21 protein-coding genes and 2 pseudogenes are annotated in these 22,649 nt (G+C 60.8%); 13 read left to right on the top strand and 10 right to left on the bottom strand.

All coding sequences use genetic code 11. From position 1 onward, the window contains the following. The first annotated feature begins 172 nt into the window (after positions 1-172). The gene (locus tag B9Y64_RS21805; protein ID WP_100442429.1) at positions 173-559 is read left to right on the top strand and encodes a hypothetical protein; all 387 of its coding nucleotides are present in this window, start codon (positions 173-175) and stop codon (positions 557-559) included. Positions 560-794: 235 nt separating this feature from the next. Here the strand turns inward: B9Y64_RS21805 and B9Y64_RS21800 are convergent, their stop codons facing one another. From B9Y64_RS21800 to B9Y64_RS21785, 4 genes are all read right to left on the bottom strand, one after another. Further along, positions 795-2,294, bottom strand: coding sequence for a YifB family Mg chelatase-like AAA ATPase (locus tag B9Y64_RS21800; protein ID WP_100442428.1), 1,500 nt, complete (start codon positions 2,292-2,294; stop codon positions 795-797). A 324-nt stretch (positions 2,295-2,618) separates the two neighbouring features. Beyond that, complete coding sequence (locus tag B9Y64_RS21795; protein ID WP_100442427.1) at positions 2,619-4,433, bottom strand: ABC transporter ATP-binding protein; 1,815 nt, start codon at positions 4,431-4,433, stop codon at positions 2,619-2,621. After that, the gene (locus B9Y64_RS21790; protein WP_100442426.1) at positions 4,430-5,071 is read right to left on the bottom strand and encodes a class I SAM-dependent methyltransferase; all 642 of its coding nucleotides are present in this window, start codon (positions 5,069-5,071) and stop codon (positions 4,430-4,432) included. Before B9Y64_RS21790 ends, B9Y64_RS21795 begins: the two co-directional genes overlap by 4 nt. Before the next feature lie 179 nt (positions 5,072-5,250). After that, positions 5,251-7,323: a hypothetical protein gene (locus tag B9Y64_RS21785; protein ID WP_100442425.1), complete on the bottom strand. Its 2,073-nt coding sequence runs from the start codon at positions 7,321-7,323 to the stop codon at positions 5,251-5,253. 326 nt (positions 7,324-7,649) lie between these two features. Here B9Y64_RS21785 and B9Y64_RS21780 point away from each other — a divergent pair, with 326 nt between their 5' ends. The 8 genes from B9Y64_RS21780 to B9Y64_RS21745 all read left to right on the top strand — a co-directional run bounded on the left by B9Y64_RS21780 (position 7,650) and on the right by B9Y64_RS21745 (position 17,393). Continuing rightward, a complete protein-coding gene (locus B9Y64_RS21780) occupies positions 7,650-8,657 on the top strand; it encodes an aldo/keto reductase (RefSeq protein ID WP_100442424.1) in 1,008 nt (335 codons plus the stop codon). Beyond that, positions 8,647-10,221, top strand: a complete 1,575-nt coding sequence (locus B9Y64_RS21775) for an FAD-dependent oxidoreductase (RefSeq protein ID WP_100442423.1) — start codon at positions 8,647-8,649, stop codon at positions 10,219-10,221. The genes B9Y64_RS21780 and B9Y64_RS21775 overlap by 11 nt, the downstream gene beginning before the upstream one ends. Before the next feature lie 34 nt (positions 10,222-10,255). Next, a complete protein-coding gene (locus B9Y64_RS21770) occupies positions 10,256-10,912 on the top strand; it encodes a GTP cyclohydrolase II (protein WP_202909097.1) in 657 nt (218 codons plus the stop codon). A 34-nt stretch (positions 10,913-10,946) separates the two neighbouring features. Next, a complete protein-coding gene (locus B9Y64_RS21765; protein ID WP_100442422.1) occupies positions 10,947-12,653 on the top strand; it encodes a WD40 repeat domain-containing protein in 1,707 nt (568 codons plus the stop codon). After that, a complete protein-coding gene (locus B9Y64_RS21760) occupies positions 12,653-13,411 on the top strand; it encodes a glycosyltransferase family 2 protein (RefSeq protein WP_100442421.1) in 759 nt (252 codons plus the stop codon). Before B9Y64_RS21765 ends, B9Y64_RS21760 begins: the two co-directional genes overlap by 1 nt. Then, entirely contained in the window at positions 13,402-15,657 is a 2,256-nt protein-coding gene (locus B9Y64_RS21755; RefSeq protein ID WP_100442420.1) for a hypothetical protein, read from the top strand. Before B9Y64_RS21760 ends, B9Y64_RS21755 begins: the two co-directional genes overlap by 10 nt. Positions 15,658-15,683: 26 nt before the next feature. Then, complete coding sequence (ribD, locus tag B9Y64_RS21750; RefSeq protein ID WP_100442434.1) at positions 15,684-16,778, top strand: bifunctional diaminohydroxyphosphoribosylaminopyrimidine deaminase/5-amino-6-(5-phosphoribosylamino)uracil reductase RibD; 1,095 nt, start codon at positions 15,684-15,686, stop codon at positions 16,776-16,778. Between the two features lie 147 nt (positions 16,779-16,925). Then, positions 16,926-17,393 (top strand): VOC family protein, encoded by a 468-nt coding sequence (locus B9Y64_RS21745; protein WP_157804553.1) that lies wholly within the window; start codon positions 16,926-16,928, stop codon positions 17,391-17,393. Positions 17,394-17,442: 49 nt separating this feature from the next. On the opposite strand, the gene B9Y64_RS21740 is transcribed toward B9Y64_RS21745, so the two are convergent. From B9Y64_RS21740 to B9Y64_RS21730, 3 genes and pseudogenes are all read right to left on the bottom strand, one after another. Next, complete coding sequence (locus tag B9Y64_RS21740; RefSeq protein WP_100442418.1) at positions 17,443-18,048, bottom strand: hypothetical protein; 606 nt, start codon at positions 18,046-18,048, stop codon at positions 17,443-17,445. 175 nt (positions 18,049-18,223) lie between these two features. Continuing rightward, a pseudogene (locus B9Y64_RS22380) lies at positions 18,224-18,385 on the bottom strand (cold-shock protein); the annotation flags it as partial. 13 nt (positions 18,386-18,398) lie between these two features. Next, positions 18,399-18,755: a hypothetical protein gene (locus B9Y64_RS21730; RefSeq protein WP_100442417.1), complete on the bottom strand. Its 357-nt coding sequence runs from the start codon at positions 18,753-18,755 to the stop codon at positions 18,399-18,401. A 657-nt stretch (positions 18,756-19,412) separates the two neighbouring features. On the opposite strand from B9Y64_RS21730, the gene B9Y64_RS21725 reads away from it, so the two are divergent. The 3 genes from B9Y64_RS21725 (at position 19,413) to B9Y64_RS21715 (ending at position 20,935) form a co-directional block, all read left to right on the top strand. After that, complete coding sequence (locus B9Y64_RS21725) at positions 19,413-19,892, top strand: hypothetical protein (protein ID WP_238379966.1); 480 nt, start codon at positions 19,413-19,415, stop codon at positions 19,890-19,892. A gap of 39 nt (positions 19,893-19,931) precedes the next feature. After that, on the top strand, positions 19,932-20,297 hold the full coding sequence (locus tag B9Y64_RS21720) for a hypothetical protein (protein WP_100442433.1): 366 nt from the start codon (positions 19,932-19,934) through the stop codon (positions 20,295-20,297). Between the two features lie 335 nt (positions 20,298-20,632). After that, positions 20,633-20,935 carry a hypothetical protein gene (locus B9Y64_RS21715; protein ID WP_100442415.1) on the top strand — a complete coding sequence of 101 codons (303 nt, stop codon included), beginning with the start codon at positions 20,633-20,635 and terminating at the stop codon, positions 20,933-20,935. A 262-nt stretch (positions 20,936-21,197) separates the two neighbouring features. On the opposite strand, the gene arr is transcribed toward B9Y64_RS21715, so the two are convergent. Then, positions 21,198-21,632, bottom strand: coding sequence for an NAD(+)--rifampin ADP-ribosyltransferase (gene arr, locus B9Y64_RS21710; RefSeq protein WP_100442414.1), 435 nt, complete (start codon positions 21,630-21,632; stop codon positions 21,198-21,200). A gap of 124 nt (positions 21,633-21,756) precedes the next feature. Beyond that, the gene (gene ubiK, locus B9Y64_RS21705) at positions 21,757-22,008 is read right to left on the bottom strand and encodes a ubiquinone biosynthesis accessory factor UbiK (RefSeq protein ID WP_005419983.1); all 252 of its coding nucleotides are present in this window, start codon (positions 22,006-22,008) and stop codon (positions 21,757-21,759) included. Positions 22,009-22,163: 155 nt separating this feature from the next. Between ubiK and B9Y64_RS21700 the strand changes: the two genes are divergently transcribed. Further along, positions 22,164-22,502, top strand: coding sequence for a P-II family nitrogen regulator (locus B9Y64_RS21700; RefSeq protein WP_005411374.1), 339 nt, complete (start codon positions 22,164-22,166; stop codon positions 22,500-22,502). Positions 22,503-22,544: 42 nt separating this feature from the next. Here B9Y64_RS21700 and B9Y64_RS22660 read toward each other — a convergent pair. Then, positions 22,545-22,649, bottom strand: a pseudogene (locus tag B9Y64_RS22660) (IS110 family transposase); the annotation flags it as partial.

Raw genomic sequence — 22,649 nt, 5'->3', positions numbered from 1 at the left:
GAGGGGCGGGGCCAGAGCCCTTTGCTGCGCAAAGGGATCCGACCCCGCAGCCATCCCGTGATCGGGGTCAGATCCCTTTGCGCATCGAAGGGCTCTGACCCCTGACGCCCGCCCGGAAACCCGCCTTGCGCAATCGGCAGGGATTTTCTGGCGGCGACGCAAGGTTCCCACAATGTTGCTGGGTCATGCTGTTGGCATGGCACAGCACAACCCGCGAACCCCGTTGTTCGGCATCCGGGGCCCAGGACGGCTCCGGCAGGCGCTGTCGGTGGCGCCTGCAATCGACCTGCGGGCCGAATATCAGTTCTGGCAGGTCTACGAACGCGTGGTCCGCCCGCTGCCCGGCGGTGGGCTGCCACAGGCGTGGCTGGTCTGCCAGAAGGTGTATCGCGACCGTTGGCAGCACCCGGAGGACAGCGACGCGGCGGGACTGTCGCGGGTGCTGTTCGGCGACAACATGACGGCTGGCCGGGCGTCGGAGCTGGCGGAGCTGCACGCGCTGGTCAGCCGTCGGGTGGCGTTGCTGGCGAGGCGGGGGCGGGTTCATTCCGCGGCCTGATGCCTGCCCTTGGTGGGGTCGACTGTTAGTCGACGCTCTTTGCGCCCAACTGTAGGTAGAAGGCCGTGCGTGGTAGATGTACCTGCCGCATCCACTGCGGCTGATTGCAATGCTTGTCTCCCGTGCGGTAGCGTGGTCCGGTACACCCCGGTACCGTCTCTGTCCCTCTGGACATGCGGCCGGGGTATTTTTTTGTTTGATGATCGCAGCCCCAGGGCGAACCTCGCAATCAGGCTCATGCATTTCCCCGATCCAACTGCCGATAGCCAATCGCCTCAGCCAGATGCGCCGTCTGGATCATCTCGCAACCCGCAAGATCCGCAATCGTGCGCGCCACCCGCAGGATCCGGTGCATCGCCCGTGCCGAAAGCTGCAGGCGTTCGATGGCCTGCTCCAACAGATCCTGATCGGCCTCGCTCAGCTTCGTGCATGCGCGCAGCGCCGGCGGCGGCAGATGTGCATTGAGCCCGCCACGCGCCTGCTGCCGGGCATGCGCGGCTTCCACCCGCTCACGCACTGACGCACTGGGTTCACCCAGCGGCGTGCTCTCGCGCAGCTCCACCGCGTCCATGCGTGCCACGCTGATATGCAGGTCGATGCGGTCCAGCAGCGGGCCGGACACGCGCGCGCGGTAGCGGTTGATGCGCTCATCACTGCACAGGCAGCGGTTGCTGCGGTCGCCAGCCCAGCCACAGGGGCAGGGGTTCATCGCCGCCACCAGCTGAAAGCGCGCCGGATACTGCACGCTGCGTGCCGCACGGGCGATGCGGATGTGGCCGGATTCCAGCGGCTCGCGCAGGGTTTCCAGCGCGCTGCGGTTCCACTCTGGAAGCTCGTCCAGGAACAGCACGCCGTGATGGGCCAGCGAGATCTCGCCGGGGCAGGGCGGATTGCCGCCGCCCACCAGCGCCGCCGCACTCGCGCTGTGGTGCGGTGCCCGGAAGGGGCGTTGCCGCCAGCGGCGCGGGTCCAGCCCCTCGCCACTCACCGAGGCAATCGCGGCCAGCTGCAAGGCCTCGGCTTCCTCGGTGTCCGGCAACAGGCCGGGCAGGCGCGAGGCCAACAGCGTCTTGCCACAGCCAGGGCTGCCGATCAGCAGAAGATGGTGACCGCCGGCGGCGGCGACCTCCAATGCGCGTCGTGCATGCGCCTGCCCACGCACGTCGGCCAGATCCGGCAGCGGCAACGGCGTGGTGTCCACGCGCTGCACAGGCGGCAGCAGGCGCGGATTGCCCAGCCCGGCACAGCATTCCAGCAGCGTGCGCGCCACCCGCACATCGGCATGCTCGGCCAGGGCGGCCTCTGCCGCGTTGCCGGGCGGTACCACCAGGATGCGCCCGGCCTCGGCAGCAGCGATCGCAGCAGGCAGCGCACCCGCCACCGGCCGCAGTTCACCGGTCAGGCCAAGCTCGCCCAGGAACTCGTACTGCAGCAGCGACTGCGGATCGACCTGGCCGCTGGCCGCCAGGATGCCCAGCGCGATGGCCAGATCGTAGCGCCCGCCTTCCTTGGGCAGGTCGGCGGGTGCGAGGTTCAGGGTGATGCGCCGCTGCGGGAAGTCGAAGCGCGCGCAGAGCAGCGCGGCCCGCACGCGTTCGCGGGACTCACGCACGCTGGTTTCGGCCAGGCCCACGATCTGGGTGGCAGGCAGGCCACCAGAGAGATGCACTTCCACCCGCACCAGCGGGGCATCGACCCCGGCGCGGGCACGGCTGTGGACCAGCGCCAGGCTCATGTGCGGTTTCCTGCGGAGAGACGCTTGATGGTGCGGCAGGTGGTCTGCGAGGGCTATCGGGGATTCTTGGCGAGGCGGCTAGGAGGATTCCGGCAGGCGGTTGGCGTGTGCCCTTTCCCATCCAGGTTCTTCACCGCCGCGTCGGCTCCCGCCTCATGCAGGAAGCCGATGACCTGCCTTTTGGAGAAGCGCATTTTCATCTCCAATCTCCGTTCTGTTGGGGATTGGACTCCAAATCACCGCGCCACTCAGAAGCGGAGGGCGTAGGGAGCGCGCATGGTCTGGAGCGTGGCCGACCAACCGGCAGTGATCGGCCACGATGCCTCAGTCGCGGTACTGCTCGGCCTGAGTAAGGTAGAGACGCCTGTATGTCCCATCCAGAATCGTCATGAGCTCCACGTGTGAACCCCGTTCAGAGATGGAGCCATCTCTCAGAACCAGAATGGTGGACGCCGACTTCACCGTTGAGAAACGGTGAGAGATGAGAAGAACCATTCTTCCCATGGACAGCTCGGCGAGCTTCTCAAAGACCTCTCGTTCCGCCCGTGCGTCCAAAGCAGCACTCGGCTCGTCGAGTACCAGCAGATCGGGTGAGCGGAAATATGCTCTCGCCAGTGCTATTCGCTGCCATTGTCCCCCCGACAGATCCAGGCCGCCAAGGAATCGGCGGCCAAGCATCTGTTCAGTACCTTCTGGCAGCTTGCTTGCAAACTCATGTGCCTGGCTCCAGACGAGCGCCTGATGAAGGAGCTGGATTCTCTCCTCTTCACTGCCGGCTCCAAGCATGACGTTGTCGGCAAGAGTCATGTCGTATCGCATGAACTCCTGGAAAATTACGCCCATTCGCGTGTGGAGGTCGGCAACCTTGTAGCTACGGATGTCTACGCCGTCCAGAGTGATGCGCCCCTCAGTGGGGTCGTAGAATCGGAGCAACAGCTTGACGATGGTTGACTTGCCCTCGCCATTCTCTCCAACCAGAGCGACGCTCTCTCCAGGACGGATAGCGAAGCTAACCCTGTCCAGGATTCTGCGATCTGTTCCTGGATAAGAGAATGATACGTTCTCGAACTCGAACCCGCGGGTGATCCTCTGCGGAAGACGCAGTGGTTCATCGACCTCCTTCAGGATCGGATCTCGCGACAGGAATGTCTGGAGATCGGTCAAGAAGAGTGCTTGATCGGCGACGCTTGTAGCAGCAACGAAGATGTCCTGAACGCCGCGTGCGATGCCTGCCAGTGCCCCAAGCAGGAAGGTCATGGTGCCGATTGAGAGCTCGCCACGCGCGGCTTTGACGATGACGATGGCACATATGACGTACTGGCCCGCTGCGCCTAGAACGACAACAAACTCAGTAGCAAGTTTCTTTCTTTGGAGTGCAATGACCTCGTCATAGAGGCGATGCGCGATCTTCTGATACTGCTTGAGGATGGCCGGCGCAAAGCTGAAGAGGCGCAGCTCCTTGGATGACTCCCTGCTGGACGCAACGTAGCGCAGGTAGTCCAGTCGTCGGCGCTCGGGAGTCTGCTTCAATCGAAGTGAGTACCACTTGAAAGAGAACAGGCTGTCAATCGTGAAGATCGGAAGAGCCATCAGAACCAGTATCCCGACGTACCAGCCCGAGAGTGCCGCAGCGCCTGCCAACAGGGAGATGCAGAGCACCGATCCTTGTAGGAGGTCCCCAAGTGCCTTGATCATGATGTATCGATCAACAGCTTGAACCCGGGCTCGTTCAAGCTGGTCATAGAACTCGGGATCTTCGTACGCTGCCTGGTCGATATGGGCGGCGTGAGACATGATTCGCTCGCTCACATGAAGCGTGAACCGCTCGGAGCACAGTGCGTCAAGATAGGCAACGACGCGGAGCAAGTAAGCGGCACCGCCAACGATTGCGAACTCTATCGCCACCAACGTAAGGACGTGGTCGATGCTTACCGGCGAAGAGGTCGCTGCCGCAACGGCATCCACAATGCGCTTGGATACGAGCAGTGCAAGCAGGGGTGCAATGGCCACGCCAATACGACTACACAGCAACAGTGGGAAGTGAACCGGCGCGGCGCGCAGCATCAGCGCCATGACGAATGGAACATTGCGCAGCGACGCAAGCCGCGTGGCACCGTGGCTACTTTTGTACAGGCTCATGGGTGCTCCTGAAGTGCGGCCTGCTCTGGTTTCCTGAAGCGAAGCGTCATCCGGTCACTTTCGCCGATACTCATGTATTTCTGGCGGTCAACGTCACCCCCTTTGAGTGTCGGTGGCAGGCTCCACACTCCATTCGGGTAATTCTTGGTATCGACCGGGTTTGCGTTGATCTCTGAACTCTCTTCAAGAACAAATCCGATTTTCCTCGCAACATCCACGACGCGGGCAGTTCGGACGTATCCCGTTGCTGGCCGAAGCTCCTGGTGATACGGCCCATCTGCGCGGTGGTCAACGACGCCAAGTACGCCGCCGGGCCTCAGGACCCTCAGGGCCTCGCCGAGCATCAGTTCCAGAGTCTCGCTGTCCTCCCAGTTGTGCACATTTCGGAAGGTCAGAACAACGTCAAAGGTGTCTGCTTCGCCAAGCCTCGGGGAACGTATATCAAACAGTGCCATCTCTGCTCTGGAGAAGCAGGCGGCGCTGTGCGAGAAGCGACTCCGGAGAGCCTCCAGCAGCGGGTTGCTTGCCTCGGGTGCTTCCATGGGCGCGTAGACGGCCGCGACATACCGCCCCTTCTCTTTCAGAATGGGGGCCAGAATCTCGGAGTACCAGCCGGCGCCAGGCGTAAGCTCCAGCACCGAGCTATCCGGGTGAACCTGGAAGAAGGCCAGTGTCTCAGCCGGATGGCGAAACCTGTCTCTCGCGGCAGCACCAGGAGTGCGGCAGCCGTCATCAAAACCAGGTGCACTGGCAGCAGGCTCCGACCAGCCGTTGAAGGATACGGTAGCGAGCAAGCAACCCAGAAGAAGACAGCGGATCATTTCGCAATACCTCTTGCGCGACTGGGCTGTCCCAGCCACCAGGCAATCAATGGGGCCACCGTCCAGACCGTCGCAAGTGCGATGGCCGGTGCAGCCGCCGCAGGACGGTACGCCACTGCGGTCGCAGCCAAAGCTGCGGCAAGCAGCGGTGACGAGATCATTAGCCTGATGTTTGCCAGCACTCCAGGATCTGGCCGCGCATTGACTACCGACTGCGGCGTCCACTCCAGAAGCTTGCGCTTTGATACCAGCATTCTGAAGCTGGATCGCAGCGCCGCATCGGCTGTGACGACGAACTCGTAAGCCAGGAAGCAGATGTTCAAGGAGGTAGTGAACAACCACTTGGCGAGCAGGCTCGACACCAGTGAGAGGTTGGTGCGACGCCCATTCAGGTAGACGTGGAGAACAATTGAGCTGGCTACCGGGAGCAGCAGGGTTCCCAGCATTCCGAGTGTCCAGAGCACTGGGCGGGGCGCGACAAAGATTCCAAGCGTGAGTGCGGCGAACAATGCCATCGGCGCAAGAATGCGACGCACGTTGTCGGCGATGAGGTATCGACCGAACAGCGGGATGGCGTTCTGGCGCAGAACGCCTGTGCCGTCGCGGTGCTTGGGAAGAATCATTGAGGACGTCTGCCAGTCTCCACGCATCCAGCGGTGTCTGCGCTTGATGTTTGACGAGTACGTGGCAGGAAACTCTTCAGGCATCTCGATGTCGGTGATTGATCCGCACCTGACAAAGGATCCCTCCAGCATGTCGTGGCTAAGTATCAGGTTCTGCGGGAACGTTCCATGCAGAACCGTGTCAAATACGGCTACGTCGTAGATTCCCTTGCCACAGAAGCTGCTCTGGCCGAACAGGTCCTGGTATGCGTTTGCCTTGATGCCGGACGAATTGGCGGAGATGACAATCGTGCCGTAGAGATGCTCGTAGCGTGTGGGACGAGGTCGCCTGGACAGCGCGTAGAGGCTGGGCTGAAGAAGTCCGTATCCGCGCCTGACGCTGCGGCCGTCTTCAGACAGGCGGGCTGCGTTCAACGGATGTGCCATCGCTGAGGCCATTTCAGAGGCTTGGCCGGCCTGCAGTCCCAGGTCGTCATCCAGGGTGATCACATACTTGATGCCAGCGAGCGCCTCGGTATCGCCCGCCACCGTCTGATAGTGATCCAGGCCTACCCGACCCATGATGAAGCTGTTGAAGTCTTCCAGCTTCCCTCGCTTCCGCTCCCATCCGACCCAAACCCCTTCCGAGGCGTTCCATTGCCGCGCCCGGTGGAGTAGTGCAATCCGCCCACCCAGCTTCATCGAGAGCGCTTCGATGGCGGTCACCGCGTGAGAGAGCAACCTCTCGTCATCCACATCGCTCTCATGTCGTGACTCCATGAAGTCTGTCAGCAGGCAGAAGCTAACGTTGTGGTCGTTGTTCCCGCGGTATGCGATCTCGAGATCAGCAACTAGCTCGTCCATGGCCTCCTTCGAGCTGAGCAGGGACGGGACAGCAATCACTGTCCTGGACTCGGAAGGAATGCCCTTGGAGTAGTCCAGCCTCGGAAGGCGCTGTGGGCCGCGAAGTACTCTCGCGACCTGGTTCACCCACTGGACGCCGGTGTGGCTTGCGGCGATCAGGCCGCACAGTCCCATGACAGCAATGCCAACTGACAATCCCGACTGAAGCTGCCCCGCCAGCAATGCAGCAACGTACAGCGCAGACACAACTGAAATAGCGCCGCAGTAGACGCTCAACTTGCCCGCGATCGACATTCGCCGCCAGAAGCTGGCGGGGTCTCCCTTGGCATCAAGCGATCCCAGGAGCTCGGTTTGTCCTTCGCACAGCAGGTAGTAGCCGGCGTGACGGCGTTCCAACTCGGAGTCAGAGAGGTTCCCTTCCGCCAATGCAACTGCCATATCCGCTACGGCTCTCTCGCTGGTTCGCGCAACGACAGAGAGTCGACGAATCGCTTCGTGGTACTGCGCCTTGGAACGTGCATCCATCTTGGAATAGGTGCCGGATGGATCGCGGTGAAGCGTGGACGAGATCACGCTATCGAAGCTCACGTCCTTGGAGAGCATTGCTGACTGCAATGACATTTAGTGTCCTGGTTGCATAAGAGATTCCGCCTTGGCGGAGGGCGTCAGAACATCGACGCGTGCGGTTATCGCGAGCTGCGAGTAGTGGCTGTAACTAGTCTCTGTGCAACATGCTCATTCCATTCCTTGGACTGACGACGACTTCTTGGCGGTGGTGGTGGCCAAGAAAAGCGAGGCCGATTCTGTTGTGCGCGAAGATCAGACGTCAAGCCCGCATGCGCCGAATCACAACTTTTGTGTAGACGTATTGACGATGTGATTTCACGATGTAGTATCCGTCAGTCGAGTAGTCACATGGAGGTGATTGGATGTCGAACTCAAGTGGGATGTTGTGCCCAGAAGGCGCTGGCGATTCGTGCCGCGCAGATGCTCCTGAAGCATTTGAAGCTGCGCATCCAGGAGCGTCGGCCAAGCTTGCATTCGGTGCTACACGCATCGCTCAAGGCCAAGAAGGTGTTCGATTTCTCTCGCAGCTCTATGCAGCTGGTTGCAGGGACATTGACGTTGCGCGCAGCTACCAGGACGGTGAGGCAGAGCGAACGATAGGTGCTTGGCTGAGTTCCAGTCGCATGGATGAAGGTCCGGTCCGCATCATCACAAAGGGCGGTCATCCGGATGCAGATGGCAACCGTCTGGAAGAGCCACACCTTCGGGCGGATGCCGTCGCATCACTATCGGCTCTCCAGGTTGATGCTCTCGATGTGTTCCTCTTGCACCGGGATGATCAGGAGCTGCCCGTTGCGTCGATCGCCGACTCTCTGCACGGTCTATGGAAGAGCGGAATGGTGAAAGCTTACGGAGTATCCAACTGGAGCTTCGATCGCGTGCAAGAGCTCAGTCTCGCGCTGGCCGATCTGTCAGCGCCGGCCCTGTCTGTCAGTAGCCCACAATGCAGCCCCGGAAGATGGCGCTCGATGCCATGGCCTGGATGTCACTCGATTGCCGGCCAGAGCGCACTCGCAGAGAGGGGCGCGTATGCGCGGACTCCAATGGAGCTGCTGTTGTGGTCCCCCTTGGGTGGCGGCTTCTTCACAACGAAGAGCGCTGAGCTGGTTCTGGCTGGAACGTTGAAAGGCGACTCCAGCTACGACACGGCTGAGAACCGAGAGCTGCTGCTTCGCCTCAGGGAAGTAGCCCGTTCCCGCGAAGTCTCCGTTGAAGCGGTGTCTCTCGCCACCTGCCGTGCCCAGGTTGCTCACGCAACCACCGTGATCTCCACAAGCGATGTCCACCGCTACAGGTCACTGTGGCGGTCCAAGGACCTCTCTCTTGGTGCAGACGAGTTGAACTACATCTGGAGCCGCAATGAGCATTGATATGACACCGGATGTACTTCACTCGAACCATGATGTGGTGGTGATTGGCTCAGGGCTGACTGGCAGCTGGGTGGCGCATGAGCTCACCAGGCAGGGACTCAACGTCCTGATGCTGGAGGCAGGGCCAGCCCTTGGCTTTGCTGAGTCCCGTGCGCCGGTGTGGACAGATGAGCTCAAGGATAGAGTGACCATTCGGCAAGGCGAGCAGTCGAGGCATGCCGCATTCTGGTTCAACGGACCAGACGCATTCGTCGATGACCTGCATCACCCATACGAGAAGACGGGCGACTTCACCTGGATTCGAGGCCGTCAGGTTGGAGGGCGCAGTTTGACCTGGGGTGGCGTCGCCTTGCGTCACTCGGATCTTGAGTTCAGCTCGCGGGGCGCACATGGGGTGACGTGGCCAATTCGCCACGTGGACCTGGCTGAGTATTACGAAGAAATCGAAGGGTTCATGGGGGTGGAAGGCACCGCGGCTGACGCGCCCTCCCTTCCTGACGGGCGCTATCTCCTGCCCAATCACCCCATGACGGAAGAAGAAGCGGGATTTGCGAGCCTCGTTCAGTCCATGTGGCCAGAGCGGAGGGTCGTGCAGTCCAGAGTCATTCCCGATCCCAGGGGCGTGCCGTCAGCGGACCTTGGTGCATGGAGTGCGCGGACAGTTCATCACTCGCTTCTACCCTCGGCAATCGCTACAGGCCGCCTCACAATCCGCTCTGGCGTGATCGTCTCTCATCTGGTTGCCATGGCGGATGGGCGTGTTGGCTCGGTTTCGTGCGTTGACGCCACGAACGGGCAGCGATTCAGTGTGCCCGCCAAGAACGTCTACCTGTCCGCATCAACAATCGAGTCCATACGGATACTACTGAACTCTGCCAGCCAGGTTCACCCCAACGGAATCGGTAACTCAGGGGGCCTGCTCGGCAAGGGCCTGTTGGACAAGGGGGCGGTGAGCTTCTCAGGATCAATTCCAGGCGCACGCGACCGCACGCCTCGCCCGTTTGGGCACGGCCACGGCCTATTGATCCCCCGCTTCAATGTGGCACGCGATGAGTTGGCCGCGGAAAGAGGGTTTGCCATTACCGGCTCGATGCAACGGGGACGCAACCTGCCAGACGGCACAGCGAACTGGTCACTTGCGGCGCAGTACGAGCGCGAGCCGAGTGTAGGCAATTGCGTTGAGCTGGCTTCAAATACCGTGGACAAATGGGGGCTGCGCACGGTAAAGGTCACATCATCCCCCAGCGAGGCGGACGCGAAGCTTCACGAGAAGGCGCGAGGGAAGCTCTTGGAGATGATCTCCGTGGCTCAGTATCAGATTCACGACCAGGGTGAGGCATCGCCTGGTAGCTTCGTGCACGAAGCGGGTGGCGCAGCCATGGGCAGTGACTCCAGGACGTCGGTGGTCAATGAGCGAAACCAGGTGTGGGACTGCGCCAACCTTTATGTAACGGACGGCTCCTGCTTCGTCACTGCAGGGTGGCAGAACCCCTCTCTAACGATGATGGCGATCGCCCTGCGCGCGGCCAGGATGGGCGGCAATCGCATTCGTGGTGTGGCTTGAGCTTGGATCTGGCATTGAAATGAAGGAACTAGCAATGAACGAAGTAGTTGAGCTCATGGATGAAGGTGTGGCCGCAGTGTTGAAGGCGGCCCTGTTGCCGGCGCAGGTTCGAAGCAAGTGCGCTTTCCCAGTGAAAGGCGGACGGATGGTCGCAGAGATCATCACGTTCGATGCATTAACTGATGGCAAGGAACATGTAGCGCTCCGGTTTGGCCCCAACACCGGCAGCCTGCCGCCCCTGGTGCGACTTCACTCTGAATGCGTTACCGGAGATGTGTTTGGATCGCAGCGATGCGACTGTGGCCCGCAGCTGGACGAAGCGATGGAGACCCTCGAGAAAGAGGGGGGCTACCTGCTATACCTTCGGCAGGAAGGACGCGGTATCGGACTCAACGCCAAGATGGATGCTTACGTCCTCCAGATGGCAGGCATGGACACCTATCAGGCCAATCTGGAGCTCGGCTTCGAGGCGGATCTGCGCGACTACAGCTGCGCGGCGCAGATGCTTCATGCTCTTGGTCACAGCAGCGTGAGGCTCCTCTCCAACAATCCTGACAAGGCAATGCAGCTGGAGCGATATGGAATCAGGGTCGCCGAGCGGGTCGCAACCGGGATTCACCTCAACACACACAACGAGTCATACCTGCGCGTCAAGAAAGAGAAGACCGGCCACACGCTGGCAATAGATTGAATCGCAACCATTCGGCGAGCATTAGGGAGGATGTATGAAACACCAAGGACCAATCAGCGGGATCTCCACGTCTGTCAACGGTTATGTCGCAACAGCTGGTTACGACAATCGTGTCATCCTGTGGGATGCTGCAAGCCACCTGCCTGTGGCACGCGTTGCGCATGATCATCTGGCCAATCAGTGCAGCTTCAGTCCCGATGGCCGTCACCTCGTTACATCAAGCAGCGACTACTCCGCACGAGTATGGGAGGTCCCCAGCATGCGCCTGGTCGGCGTTCTGGGTCAGCATCGTGATGATGTGGAGATGTCTTCATTCAGCCCGGACGGGCAGCGGGTCGCCACTTGCTCCCGCGACGGGAACGTCCGCGTATTTTCTCTCGACGGCAAGCTTGAGATGACGTGCGTCGGCCACAGCGCTGACGTGATCTCGGTGTCCTGGTCGCCGGACGCGACAACTCTGCTCAGCAGCAGCGACGATGGGACTGTGCGGCACTGGGATGCCAGGACAGGCGAATGCATCTCCCTGGTCGATCTGGGTGGCGTAGAAACGGATACCCTGGCTGTCATCAACCCGGAAATCGTCATCGCCGGCAACGATGATGGCGAGCTGGTGGCAATCGGCGGTGCAGAACCCATCAAATGGAAGGCGCACGATGCCGGCATCAAGCGGGTTGTCTACTCCGCCGAGAAGGGATTGCTCGTCAGCCTGAGCTACGACCGCAGCCTGGCACTGTGGAGGATTGCCGCGAATGGAAGCGCCGAGCTTGTGGATAGAGCGGATCTGCCCGCAATTGTGTGGCCGCGTTCCTGCAGCTTCCTGGGTGAAGAAAAGCTGGTTTTCGGCACATTTGGTCATACTTACGCCGTGTACGATTTCCACCAGAAGCAGTGGGCCTCCGACTTCATTGAGCGAGACGAGAGCATCAATGCAGTTGCCAGTGCTGACGGAAATCTTTACACCGTTGGCGACGCGGGCATCGTCTTCGAGAACGGGGTCGTGAGGTTTGACGCCGGGTCTCTCTGCAACTTCATCGCAAAGACCTCTGCCGGGCTGTTGACTGCAGGCCAGCTGGGTCAGCTCTTCGACGTCAGGAGCCGCGGCTATTTCCACTGGCATTCCGCACCGATCAACTGCTGCGTTGTTTACAACGTGGGTAACTCCGAGCGTGCCGTCTTTGGAACTTACGATGGCCTGGGCCTCATGTTCGAGGTCAGTGCCAATGGTGTGCCGGTGTTCCAGAAGGCGGTCAAGCTTCATGAGAACGCGATCAAGGGGCTGAGCTATCGCAATGGATTTGTGTTCACAGCGTGCGCCACAGGTGCCGTTGGTACATTCCACGCAGATTCGCTGGAAGGCCTGGAGGGCTTTGAGGGCGCACATACAAGGATCGCCAACGGATGTGCGGCGTACCGGGACGGTTTTGCAAGCATTGGTCGCGATCTCAAGCTGAGGCTCTGGGGGGAGTCCGGGGAGGCGGAATGCATCGATACCCCTCATGTGAACTCAATCAAGTGCATCGCCGTATCGGAGAGTGGATCAATGATCGCCACCGGCAGCTATGGCGGCGCAGTTGCCATCTATGATGTTGATCAGAAGCAATGGATCGAGGTCAGAAAGGTGTCCATTGCCGGCATTTCGTCACTGACGTGGCATGACGACCACTTTGTTGCGGCCAGTTATGACGGAAAGCTCCATGCGATGCCTGTCGCGGTCTCGGCAGTGGAAGCAGAGGCGGCTTGATGCTCGACGTTACGGTGGTCACCTGCACGTGTCGCAGGTTGGCGTTCTTCGAGAAGATGCAGCAGTCGCTGCGAGAGAATCTGGTTGGACTTGACTCAGTCCATGAGTGGCTGATCATTGATGACAACTCGAGCGACACCGATCGCGTCACAATGGGTGGCCTCCTGCCCGGTGCCCGCTTCATCCTCAAGGATGAAGCGGGCATGGGGCATGCTCGCAGCCTGAACATGATGCTTGATGAAGTTCGGACCAGGTACGTGCTCTACTGGGAAGACGATAGCGTCCTTCTTAACCGAGGAGCTTGGCTCGCCAGTGCTGTCGAGCTGGCTGACAGCTTTCCGGATCTGATTTCCGTATCCTTCGATGCGGAGATCGAGAATGATCGCCGCTGCGCGGCACGCCGCCTGTGGGTTGAGGGCAAGGGCAGCATTCCTCACATTCGATATGTTCCCCAGGACGTGTCGCTTTACTCCGATTCTTCTGGATTCAACTACAGTCGCGACCTTTGGCCGGGCTTTTCCCTCAAGCCAAACCTGCTGAATCTGGATGCCGCAAGGCGCTTGGTTGGTCGATTCGATGAGCGTAATCGCGACCACATGGAGTACGATTTTTCACTGAGAGCACTTAAGGCAGGTCTCGGGACTGCGATTCTCAAGGGGCCCGCTGTTGCTGACATCGGCAGGGATCAAAGTGCCTATGTCCTGAATGGTCAGCAGAGATCCTACGATTCGGAAGAGCAGCGCGAGGCGTGGCGGTGACCAGCCCGTACTCTATCCGGTGCGGGGGGCTTGGCCCCAAGGGCATCGCTGTCTCGCTCTTTCTAGTGTGCGGGGTATCCCACGCAGAGCCCTCGCGTCTGGTTGCCAGCCAGGTTGACGATGCGCACCTGGCCTCGTTTTCCGTTGATCTTTCCACACAGCTTCCGGTAGATATCTTCTGGCAGCAGCTGCCTCGCGATGGCGCGCTTGCATCGGCCAGAACAGAGGTGCGGGCCGCTTGTAGCAGCAGGTTCGTCTACATTGAGGCGGTCGCCTACGCCGCCCAGGATGGTATCCGGGCTTCCCGTGTACGCCGCGATCGGATGCAGGACGACCAGGACTATGTCAATTTCCTGATAGACCCGACAGGCGGCAGGCGCTCAGCACTGTTCTTCAAGGTTGGCGCGGCAGGCAGCATTGCGGACGGCGTGTATCACGCCGGGGCCAACAAGTTCGATCTTCAACCGGACTTCGACGTTCTTTCCAAGGCGCAGATCACGGATAGTGGCTACAAGGTCGGCATCCGGATTCCTTGGGATGTCCTTGCGACACAGGGTGGCTCGTCGGCTGCGATGAGCTTCGTTGTACTTCGCAATGCGACTGGCCGTGCGCGAGAGGTCCACGCGAGCGAGCCGATCGCGGTCAACAGCGTCAATCTCCTCTCGAGCATGGGAAATCTGGACGTCAGTGCGTGTTCGCCTTCCGGGTCGACGTTCTCCGCAGGTGCGTCTGTCACAGGCACGCAGAATGAAGCAAGGCAGGGTTCTGTCCGGCAGAAGGACAGTGACCGTGAGATTGGTGGTTGGCTGCGCTGGGAGAACGGCAGCACGACTTCAGTTGATCTGACCTGGAATCCCGACTTCTCACAGGTTGAGCTCGATGTTCCGCAGCTTCAATCCAATACAACGTTCGCGATCAATCTACCTGAGAAGCGCGACTTCTTCCTTCGCGATGTGGATCTGTTCGATCTTCCAACGCGATCAAGCCTCAACGAAGGTGGCGGCAACCAGATCTACTACTCGCGCACCATCACCGATCCATCATGGGGTGCTCGAATGGCATACCGCAATGCTGGCCTGGACGTGGCTGGCATGGCCGTTGAGGACGACGGAGGTGGTGTAACGTCCATTCCCGGGCCTTTTGGTACGGGCTATCGCCCGCAAGGCCAGTCCAAGCTGGGCATGGTTCGTGTATCGAAGGCTGGGGCCGCACTGCGCATTGGGGCTGTTGCAGGCATGAGAACCTACCAGGAAGACGATGAGCGCAACGAGATTCTTGGTGCCGATCTGACTTGGCAGATCTCCGACCTCGCACGCGTTCGCTCGGTAGTCGTTCAGTCCAGGACACGGCCGGGGGAGCACGGGGTGGTCCGAAGTGACGCCACCGGCAGTTACGCTTTTGCCGACATTCTGGCCATGGGGAGCAAGTGGGAGACGTCATGGACCATTGAGCAGGCGGATCGCTCATACCGTAATGACATCGGTTACACACCGCAGGCTGATTTCAGGCAGGTGGCGGGCCTGATCACTCGCCGCTGGAGGCCCAGTGGTCGGGTGAACAACGTTGGCGCATCCCTGAAGATGATTGGATCCGAGACTGTGTCCACCGGGGAGCTGATCCAGGCTCGCTTTGCTCCTGGCATCTGGTTCGGCGGCGAAGGAGACCTGGACTTGCTTGTCGAGTACGTCCCAGGAGAGCGCCGAAGAAGCTCTGGATACGGTGGCCGCATCCACACCTTGGACTACATGAACTTGCGACTTGGACGTAACCTGAGCAGGCATGTGCCTTCTCTGTCGTTCTCGGCCACCTTCGGCGACCAGATTGACTATGATCTGGATGAGGTTGGGAAAGGCAGTGTGCTGTCGCTGTCCGCGCGCATACGCCCAATCGACTGGCTTGAAGTGGTTCCTTCTCTGAACCGCTATCAAGTGAAGGTCTCTGGTCAATCCAGGACGACTGAGACGACGGGTCAGTTGCTGATCAACGCTTCGCTCGGTCAGCGCTCTTTTGTGCGCTATATCGGCCAGTTCAATGGCAATGAACGCTACCAAAGCGATGCGCTTGGAGAGGTTGGCCTTCGACGCGTCCGTGACAACGGCGGCGCCCTTCACTCCTTGGTTGCGTCGTACGAGCTGGCCCACAATCTGTCATTCGACATCGGTGTTACCCGATCAAGGTCCACCTACCTGATCGATGACCGTCGCACCGAGACCGGATCATTCGCAAAGCTGGAGGGACGCTGGTGACCTGTACTGAACAAGACCAGCGCCTTATGCGACTGGCGGTTGATCTGGCGAGCTGTGGCAAACGAACCGTCCGAAGCAATCCACTGGTTGGTTGTGTGATCGTGAATGACGGCGAAGTTGTTGGCCAGGGATTTCATCGGCGCCGCGGGGAAGCCCATGCTGAGGTTCATGCGCTTGATCATGCCGGCGAGCGAGCGCGGGGTGGAACGGCGTACGTAAGCCTGGAACCTTGCGCTCATCATGGGCTTACCGGTCCCTGCGTCGAGCGGGTTATATCCGCAGGCATCTCGCGCGTCGTGATTGGTGCACGGGACCCCTATCCAGAAGTTGACGGGCGATCCGTTGCACGCCTTCGCGCCGCCGGCGTGACCGTGACTACTGCAGTATGCACTTCAGACGTAGTGCACCAGAATCGTGGCTTCTTCTCCCGGCTGCGCCGGGGCAGGCCATGGGTGGTGGCCAAGATGGCTTGCAGCTTGGATGGAAAGACTGCACTTAGGTCTGGCGAGTCCAAATGGATCACTGGCGTGGAATCACGGCTGGACGTGCATCGGCTTCGCGCTGAGTACGGCGCGATCCTTACTGGTGCCGGCACTCTACGCGAGGACGATCCGTCGCTTACGGTCAGGACATCGGATGGCCGGGAATTCTCCCCTCCCATCAGAGTGGTTCTGGGTGCCCGCCATTGCGACGTGAAGGGGAAGCGGGTGACTGATGCCGGAGCTCCCTCGCTGTTCTTCTGTCATGAAGACGAGGAAGGCTGGGACGATGATCGCGTCGTCCGTACCCAGGGACTGCAAGGCAGGCCCGACGCGGGTGAGTGTCTTCGTGCGCTGTCAGATCGCGGAATCAACAACGTGCTCGTGGAGGCTGGCCCTACGTTGGTAGGCGCACTGCTTCAGCAAGGGCTGATCGATGAGCTTGTTGTCTACATCGCGCCCGTCATCCTTGGGAGCGAAGGGCGTCCGCTGCTGCTCGGCAACAACGCGCCCAACATGGCGAGCATTGAAGCACTGCAGCGCACTGACTGCGCTGTGCTGGGTACCGATCTGCGCACGACCTACTTCACAGCGGCATCGGCCGCGTTCCTGCGCGACCTGGCCAGTTCACTAAGCCGCTAGCGCTCAAGCCGCTATATCGCCTCGATCCACTGTCATCAGTGGTCCGGTCATGTTCTCGCATGGCCAATCGACCGGTAACGGCAGGGATTGATGCCGGTGCACCGGGAATTGCTTGTCAATCCAACACCAAAGAGAAAAGGAATCTCTATGCGAAAGCTGCTCTACGCCATTGCACTCTGTACCGCGAATGCCGCATCTGCATATGCGGCGGAGAATCATGTTGGGTCACTTGACGAAAGAACCGCGCAGTCCGCTGTCGAACTGTTCTGCCAGAACCTGGATCCTGCAGTCGCCTTTTACGAGAAGCTGGGGTTTGAGGTGGAGCGGCAGGCTCGCCCGTTCACCGCTATGCGTGGATATGGGATGTACATCTTTCTCAACAGCCACGAACACACCATTCAGGGGGAGCGCTGGGTGACACTGCGAGTCATCACTCCTGACGTTGACCAGCTGGCCAAGAGGTTTGAAGCAAGTGGGGTGAAGTTCGAGCATCCCCTCGGCGATCGGGACTACGGCATGAGAGAGTTCACGGTAGTAGATCCCTGCGGCTTCGTCGTCCGCTTTGCCCGGCCTCTTGAATGGGGCGTGGCTGGAACTGCGGCCAAGGCGCCGTAGTTTCCAGGCGCTGGCATGAGGATGGCCGTGTCCAGGCCATCCTCCACCGTCACTCCGAGTGCACTGCCCAGTTATCTTCCGCAGAAGAGGCGAAAGAGCCTGGGCGCGGCGTCTGGATGTGGGCGACCAGCCCGGAGGCGCAGGGCAATTGGCGGCCTTCGGGGAACCACGGTCGGGAACGATGCGTGACGATCAGCAAGCCCTCATCGTCTCCAAGCGCCGCGAATTCCTCGCCTGGAGCGCCTAGCGGCTTGATGCCGAAGGCCTCGGCCATATGCTCACAAGATGCAGTGACATTGGAGGTGGCCAGGCCCACTTCACTGAGGCATAGGATCTCGCTGCCATGGAATGGGCCATGTCGATCAGATGAGGGCAGTCGACGTCTCGCAATCAACTCGAGGATGGAGGCATCAGGACCGGCGAAGTAGATTGACTCCGCATCCCAGTTCTCATCGAACGTAAATACATCACGACCCTTGCTATCCCTTTGCAGCGGACACCGCTCCAGCAGCCATTCCTTTGCCGCACGGAATCGGTTGAAAGGAACATTGAAGGCAAGATGGATTCCGCCGGCACTGACAGCGTCGCCCTCAATGAGTTCGATGATGCTCCAGCCGACGGCAACGACTGCGCCGCTGGTCTCAAGCTGCAGCACTTCTCCAAAGAATCTTGAGGCCGAGGTGACGTCCGTGACAGGGAGTGTGAGCTTCCGTATGCGCATTCTCTTGGTGATGCTCGCTTGACCAAGCACCTAGCTTACGCATGCACGCCGCGGGGCGCGAGTCTTCAGCACCCCTGAGCTGGCTGCCGACGGGTGGCTGCAAGGCACCAGGCATGCGGATCAGCACGCGCGAGGACGCGTTCTCCACGTCGATCACCAACACGGCCTTGCACCGGATCTCGAAGGACGTCGCCCGGGCATGTTGCGCGTGCAGTTCAAAGCCCTCATCAGCCTTCGCGGCCACGAAGCCGGGCGCATCACGGTGCAGCACGCCGCAGGCGCGCCTAGTCCTGGGGGCGCATCCGCTCGTGGATGAAGGCGGTCAGTGCGAGATCGGCCATCACCAGACCCTCCATCACCCGGTCGCCCACGTACTGCCTGGGCTCGCCGTTCTGGCGCGTGCGCTCGGCCGCCAGCAGGATTTCCTGCACGATGCGCTGGCCGGTGAGCGCGCAGTCGGCATCGGACAACGCCATCTGCCGGCTGCGCAGATGATGGCGCTCTGGCCAGGGCTGACCGTCGGCCGCAGCGCCTGCGCCGATGGCGTGCAGGATGGCGATGAGGCTGTTGGGGTCCAGGGCCGGAGCGGCCGAGGGCGCTTCCTGGATGGGGCGCGGGGGAGGGGAGTGCGGCGTGGTCATGGCAGGCTCCGTGCAAGCAGGCAGAAGCCGCCACCGATAAAGGTGGCGGACGATGCGTGGCTCGAAAACCGGCGTGTGATGATCCCCGGCGGGCGCAAGGCCCCCACGCACCGCCCGCCATAGCCGGCAGACGGATTGCCAGCCGGCACCACGCAGGGCGGTGCCGGCTGGCAAGCGTAAACATCATCACAACAGCGGGTTTTCGAGGCCCGGCCACCGATGCACGGTGGCGGTGTAACGATGACCTGCCGCTGTGCGGAACGCCAAGGGGTTGGGGTCAATGCCGCCAAGTCCCGAGACGCTTTTGGCATTGTCGCATAGGCGTGAGGGCCTCAGAGGCCTTGTCCCGAAAGGCCTCTGGCGCCTGCGTGGCCGCGTCGTCGGGTTCTTCAGATGGAGGGTTCCGAGCGTGGCATATGCGACATCGCCCGCAGGCGATCAAGCCCGGTCTACATGGCGTGCGGCCAGAGCATTTGCAACGTGGCAGAGTCTCTGGCCCGGTGGCCGGGGCCAGTCATGTGCTGGCTTGCCAGCGGTACCCCGCCGCCCTAGGATCGCGCTGTGTCAGGGGAAGGCACGCCACACGGTGCTTTGTGGACAGGTCGTATGACCGGACCCAGCGGTCCTTCCATCAGGGAGTCAGGTTCCATGAGAAACATGGCAGTACACCTGCTCGCGCTTGCGCTTGCCAGCCCGGCTGCAGTCGCGGCGGATGGCCCTTCGGCACAGGCCGTGCTCAATCGCATTGCCAATGAAGGGGGGCGCAAGGTGCTGTGGGATCTTTGGGAGCACCAGCGGGATTTTGAGCAGGTCACCTCTGGCATCGAGTCAGGCGATCCTTCGTGGCTCAAGGTGGCGGCTGCGCTCAAGCCGTACTCCGATGCCGGCGCCTCGCTGTCCATCAACTACGCGGTAGCCCGTGCACTGCCCAAGGCACCTGAGCGGGTCTTGGCATTGACCACGCATGGATTCAAGGTCGAGGACATCTGCACATCGCCGTTCATCGAGCCAGATCCGGGAGTCGCGGAGGCCTATGAACGACGCACGCTTACGGCGCTTTCAAGAATGAAGGGGGCAACGCTCGCGCCCGTTGCGGCAGAGTGCGCGGCGCAGGTGCGGCTTCCGGATGGGGCCTGATCGTTTGCACGGACCGGCCTTGTTTGGATGATGCAGGGAATGAAGATGTTTCGCCGGCAGTTGATCTACGTCCAGGTGCACCAGGACCACTTCGTTGCTCGCTTGGTCGGTGGTGACAGAACCATTCGCCGCCAGTGCCACGCCCTCGGCCATCGTGCGGGGCCGATCACGGATTTCTCCGCCTTCCGGCCCAAGCTGAAGGAAATCTTCTCGGAACTCACGACGGGGTTCTCACTCCTGAAGCCGTGGGCGCTTCTGCACTTTGATCCGGTTGAGTATCCGATCACGAAGGAAGAACTGGCTGGGTACCAGAAGGCTGCAATGCGCAGTGGGGTGAGCTTCTGCTTTCTCTCCACGTGGGAGCAGCGGCATGAAGACAAGGACTTGTTGGAGATGTTCAAGTAGGGCTGGCCGACTGTTTATTTGAGTTGAAGCCGATTTGCGGCTTGGCCTGGGATTTCGGCACCTTGAGCGCCTGATTCTGGCCGAAGGCGGACATCGGGCCCAGACCGACCGCAGGGAAGGATGGCAATGTCGGCTACCGACCCATATCGGCTATTGGTTCGGCAGCCGAGCCTACCGCTCGATCCGGTAATACGCTGGGTTGTTAGCCGGACCCAGCCACCCTAAGATCGAGCTGTATCAAGGGAAAGGCCCACCATACGGTGCTTTGTGGATAAGTGGTATGCCCGGACCCAGGGGTCCGTCTACTAGGTGGTTAGACCGCTAAGGATTGCTCAGTGAACTCTTTGGTCTTTGCTTTTCAGATCGAGTTTTTCGTGGCAGCGCTATGTGCATTTGTAATTTTTTACATGCAGGTTCGTGGCTATCGCAAGCACAGGAAGCAGTTCTTCGTCACTTTGGCAATCTCAACTTTATTTGCGGTAGCCGCCACCCTTATGAGGGCACTCCCGTACTTTCTTCGGATGCCTGAAAGCCAATCGGTCATGGTGTACTGGTTATCTGTCCCGCTAGCTATTCTTGCCACTGCACTTGCCACATGGGGCAGCGTCCAGTTCTTTCAGGCATTCGATGATAAATAGCAGGCTGGCATCGCCGTCTAACAAATTGTTCAAAAAACGTCGGCTAAGCATCGCAGGCGTGCGCTACAAGTAGGATTTCGCCTCACTACTATCAAGCAGGGCTCAGGCAATAGGGCCTAACGGCTCATTCAAGCCCAAGCCGCTCCGCGGCGCGGCTTGAATCTAGAGTTGAACGTCCGTTCCTGGCCGGTAGCGGACATCCTCGGGCTGGACATCCATGAGGCCGATGAAGAACAGCCTAGTGCTTCCCGCGCAGAGCACATCAATTGATGATCTCCCCACTCCCCGAAGCAACAAACGCCCTCAACTGCCGAACGAACTCCGCGTCGTAGGCTTCCCACTCCGCAATCTCCCCAACCACCCGCAGCGGCTGCGCACTCCGATACGATCGCGTCGGGTTCCCGGGAAACTTCTTGTTGGTGACATTCGGGTCGTCCTCAAACGGCCCGGTCGGCTCCACGATGTACACACGCGGTCGCCCCTCACCCTTGGCCATCTCCGCAGCCAGCCCGGCGCCCTTGGCAATGGTGGTGAAGTAGATGTGGTTCATCACCACGCTGTCGCGATAGTTGGAGCGGAAGCCCGCGCTCAGCAGCTCGCCCACCGCGAGGTCGGCGCGGGTGCCGTGGTAGAACGGCCCGGCGACCTGGTCGCAGGTGTCATGCGAAACGGGTGTCCATTCGGTGTCCTGCGCCATCGGCACTGCCCCTGCGTGTCCTGCCGGATCGACAGGCTGGCGAGTCTAGGGCGCCCGGCGGGCCTTGCCGCAAGGCCCCATCCGCGAAATACTCTGTAGTAGGAGGCGCGGTGCGCCTCCTTCTTCATTCTGCGGCGCCGCGCCCTTCCAGCTCGCGCACGGCCGTTTCCAGTGCGTCCAGCTTCTGGCGGGTCTTCAGCAGCACCGCACGCTGCACTTCGAATTCTTCGCGGGTGACCAGATCGAGCTTGGCCAGGCCGGCCTGCAGCGCGCTCTTGAAGGTGGCCTGCAGTTCCTCGCGCGATTCGCGCAGGCCCGGCGGCACCAGGTCGCTGAGGCGACGGGCGAGGTCATCGATTTGGTTCAGGTCGATCATGGGGTGCTCCGTGGGGGTGGGCCCGTGCATCCGGCGCGGGCAGGCCGATCGGGCACAAGGATACTGCCGGCACCCACTGCCCGGACAGGCCGCAGCGGCTTCGCACGGGCCGCGTTCAGGCGCTATCCTCCACGCCGGAAGACAGGAGATAGACGATGAAGATGGTCATGGCGGTGATCAAGCCGTTCAAGCTCGACGACGTGCGCGAAGCGCTGGCCGAGCGTGGGGTCACCGGGATCACGGTGACGGAAGTGAAGGGCTTTGGTCGCCAGAAGGGCCATACCGAGCTGTACCGTGGCGCGGAATATGTGGTCGATTTCCTGCCGAAGGTGAAGCTGGAAGTGGCGGTGACCGATGACCAGGTGGAGGCCGTGGTTGAGGCCATCGTGAAGGCTGCGGGCACCGGCAAGATTGGTGACGGCAAGGTATTCGTGTACGACCTGGGCAGTGTGGTGCGTATCCGTACCGGTGAGCTGGACGCGGACGCCCTGTAAACAGCCGGCGGAGTTTGTAGAGCCGAGATCCTATGTTCGAGATCAAGCCTGCTGGAAGCAGGCTTGACCCACTTTCAGCATGGTCGGATCGAACTCCCGGCCGCTCTTGAAGACGCCCCAGGCAATCCTGGCCAGCTTTCTGGCCAG

Source organism: Stenotrophomonas maltophilia (genome assembly GCF_002799245.1).
GTDB classification, from domain to species: Bacteria; Pseudomonadota; Gammaproteobacteria; order Xanthomonadales; family Xanthomonadaceae; genus Stenotrophomonas; species Stenotrophomonas maltophilia_S.
The sequence above is the reverse complement of the archived record's forward strand: the minus strand, read 5'-3'. Positions and strand labels throughout refer to the sequence as shown.

Bases quoted from the DNA above. Each gene is read 5' to 3' on its own strand.
- B9Y64_RS21805 (WP_100442429.1), top strand. From the start codon at position 173: ATGTTGCTGGGTCATGCTGTTGGCATGGCACAGCACAACCCGCGAACC.
- B9Y64_RS21800 (WP_100442428.1), bottom strand. From the start codon at position 2,294: ATGAGCCTGGCGCTGGTCCACAGCCGTGCCCGCGCCGGGGTCGATGCC.
- B9Y64_RS21795 (WP_100442427.1), bottom strand. From the start codon at position 4,433: ATGAGCCTGTACAAAAGTAGCCACGGTGCCACGCGGCTTGCGTCGCTG.
- B9Y64_RS21785 (WP_100442425.1), bottom strand. From the start codon at position 7,323: ATGCTCTCCAAGGACGTGAGCTTCGATAGCGTGATCTCGTCCACGCTT.
- B9Y64_RS21780 (WP_100442424.1), top strand. From the start codon at position 7,650: ATGTCGAACTCAAGTGGGATGTTGTGCCCAGAAGGCGCTGGCGATTCG.
- B9Y64_RS21775 (WP_100442423.1), top strand. From the start codon at position 8,647: ATGAGCATTGATATGACACCGGATGTACTTCACTCGAACCATGATGTG.
- B9Y64_RS21770 (WP_202909097.1), top strand. From the start codon at position 10,256: ATGAACGAAGTAGTTGAGCTCATGGATGAAGGTGTGGCCGCAGTGTTG.
- B9Y64_RS21765 (WP_100442422.1), top strand. From the start codon at position 10,947: ATGAAACACCAAGGACCAATCAGCGGGATCTCCACGTCTGTCAACGGT.
- B9Y64_RS21760 (WP_100442421.1), top strand. From the start codon at position 12,653: ATGCTCGACGTTACGGTGGTCACCTGCACGTGTCGCAGGTTGGCGTTC.
- ribD (WP_100442434.1), top strand. From the start codon at position 15,684: ATGCGACTGGCGGTTGATCTGGCGAGCTGTGGCAAACGAACCGTCCGA.
- B9Y64_RS21745 (WP_157804553.1), top strand. From the start codon at position 16,926: ATGCGAAAGCTGCTCTACGCCATTGCACTCTGTACCGCGAATGCCGCA.
- B9Y64_RS21730 (WP_100442417.1), bottom strand. From the start codon at position 18,755: ATGACCACGCCGCACTCCCCTCCCCCGCGCCCCATCCAGGAAGCGCCC.
- B9Y64_RS21725 (WP_238379966.1), top strand. From the start codon at position 19,413: ATGGCAGTACACCTGCTCGCGCTTGCGCTTGCCAGCCCGGCTGCAGTC.
- B9Y64_RS21720 (WP_100442433.1), top strand. From the start codon at position 19,932: ATGAAGATGTTTCGCCGGCAGTTGATCTACGTCCAGGTGCACCAGGAC.
- arr (WP_100442414.1), bottom strand. From the start codon at position 21,632: ATGGCGCAGGACACCGAATGGACACCCGTTTCGCATGACACCTGCGAC.
- ubiK (WP_005419983.1), bottom strand. From the start codon at position 22,008: ATGATCGACCTGAACCAAATCGATGACCTCGCCCGTCGCCTCAGCGAC.
- B9Y64_RS21700 (WP_005411374.1), top strand. From the start codon at position 22,164: ATGAAGATGGTCATGGCGGTGATCAAGCCGTTCAAGCTCGACGACGTG.